This is a genomic window from Devosia sp., assembly GCF_034675085.1.
Taxonomy (GTDB): domain Bacteria; phylum Pseudomonadota; class Alphaproteobacteria; order Rhizobiales; family Devosiaceae; genus Devosia.
Genome location: NZ_JAUCDN010000437.1, coordinates 1 through 2111, shown reverse-complemented (window position 1 = coordinate 2111; position 2111 = coordinate 1). Strand labels below are relative to the sequence as shown.

The window sequence follows — 2111 nt, the reverse complement described above, 5'->3', positions numbered from 1 at the left end:
CCAAGGCCGCACGTACAGGTGTGGGGCACATACTGCCTCAGCCACCGTCCCCTATCACCACGGAGCCGGCCCCGAGCCAGCATCGGGGCTTCCCACACCCCCTCCCAGCCTCCCCCATCAAGGGGGAGGTGTGGGCCTGCGTTTTTGGCAGCATGGTGCCCCAACCACAGAAGGGCACCTCCCCCTTGATGGGGGAGGCTGGGAGGGGGTGCGTGTGGGGCACGGTGGTCCCCCGGCCAGCGCGGTCCCTTTTTCCTCTCGCCGGCGGACCCTACCCTCGCAAGCCCCTGAAAAAATCCCGTAGCAGCGCTTCGGACCGGGAGGCGCCGAGGCCGGAGATGATTTCGGGGTGGTGGTGGCAGGTGGGCTGGTCGAAAAGGCGGATGCCGTTTTCCACGGCGCCGGCCTTGGGATCGTCGGCGGCGAAATAAACGCGGCGCAGGCGGGCATGGGCGAGGGCGCCGGCGCCCATGGCGCAGGGTTCGAGCGTGACATAGAGATCGCAGCCATCGAGCCGTCCGGTGCCGCGCGCGGCCAGCGCGGCGCGGATGGCGAGCATTTCGGCATGGGCGGTGGGATCGCGCAGGGCCTGCATGCGGTTCTGCTCGGCGGCCAGCACCTGCCCCTCGCACACGATCACCGCGCCCACCGGGGCTTCGCCCCGCGCAGCGGCCTCTTCGGCAAGACCAAGGGCGAGGTCCATCGGGGTCATGCTCATTTGGCCCAATCCGGCAGATAATCGTGAGGATCGATAGCCGCCTTGAGGGCGGCGATCTGGTCCGGGGTCCAGCCCGGCGGGTCGGTGACGGCCAGCCAGGCATCGATATAGTGGGCGGGCGCGTAGACATGGCCGTAACCGATGGGCGAGGTTTGCGCCAGCGCCATATCCAGCGCCAGTTGCAGGAAGGTGACCACCGGATACCAGGTCAGCGCGGGGGACACGTCGAAGCCGCGCGGCTCGCGCATCCAGTCGGGCTCGCGATAGAGCGCCTCGGGCTGGAAGAAGACGATGGGATCGCTGGCATATTGCAAAAAGACGATGCGCAACGGGCCCCATGCGGCCCCGCCGCCATCCAGAACGCCATGCTGATCGGCAAAGCGGATGGAGCGCTGATTGCCGAAACGGGGCAGCCACTGGGGCGAATCGGGGTGGCGGCTATTGGTGGCAAAGCGCCACACGCTGCTGGAAAAGGGCGGACCGGCCCAGAGCGCGCCCTGATAGGGATCGGCCAATATGTCGAAGGGCTGGCTGGAGGCTTGAGAGACCAAAGCGCCCTGGCTGAGACCATTCAGGTAAAGGCGCGGACGGGCGCTGGGCGGCATGGCGGTCCAGCGCTCATAGACGGCCTCGAACAGGGCCTGGGCGGTGTTGATGCCGTGATCGGGCTCGACCACCAGCGATAGCCAGCTGGTGAGATAGGAATATTGGATGGCGACGCTGGCGACGTCCCCGCCATGGAGATATTCGAGCGTGTCCATGGCCGCCGGATCGACCCAGCCGGTGCCCACCGGCATGGCCAGCACCAGCACCGAGCGGTCGAATGCCCCGACCCGGTCCATCTCGGCCAGGGCCAGGGCCACCCGCGCCTCCAGCGTGGGGGCCGAGCGCAGGCCGACATAGATGCGCAGGGGATCAATGGCCGGCTTATGGGTCATGGCTGTGATCGCCGCCGCATCGGGGCCGGAGGTGACGTAGACGCGGGCATCGCGCCCGATGCTGTTCCAGGGGATGAGGGAGGCGATGCTGCCGGTCTGTTCGGGACGGGCGGGCGCCGGATCGTCCTGGGGCACCAGCTCGTCCAGCCGCTCGTAAAAGCCGTCGGCGGCGCGCAGGGCGGCGCGCAGCAAGACGCCATCGACCAGCACGCCGCCCAATATGCCGACGATGAGAATGCTGGCGGCCAGCGCCACGCGGCGCGGCACATAGGGCAGTTTTTCCAGCCAGCGCCAGACCAGATGGATGGCCATGACCACCAGCTTGCCCAGAAGGATGAGCAGCAGCGCCGGGCCGATGGCGACGAGGGCGATGAGCAAAGGCTGGGCATTGTCGGCCAGCGCCATGCCCATGACCGAGCGCACCGAATTCTGCCAGACCAGGGTGTAGCTGAGCG

2 protein-coding genes are annotated in these 2111 nt (G+C 68.0%); both read right to left on the bottom strand.

The genetic code is table 11. The features are described 5' to 3' along the window. Positions 1 to 271 precede the first annotated feature (271 nt). Positions 272 to 718: a nucleoside deaminase gene (locus VDP82_RS17435; RefSeq protein WP_416347141.1), complete on the bottom strand. Its 447-nt coding sequence runs from the start codon at positions 716 to 718 to the stop codon at positions 272 to 274. Further along, a partial coding sequence (locus VDP82_RS17430; protein WP_323016084.1) for an alpha/beta hydrolase occupies positions 715 to 2111 on the bottom strand: 1397 nt, incomplete at its 5' end. The genes VDP82_RS17435 and VDP82_RS17430, both read right to left, overlap by 4 nt.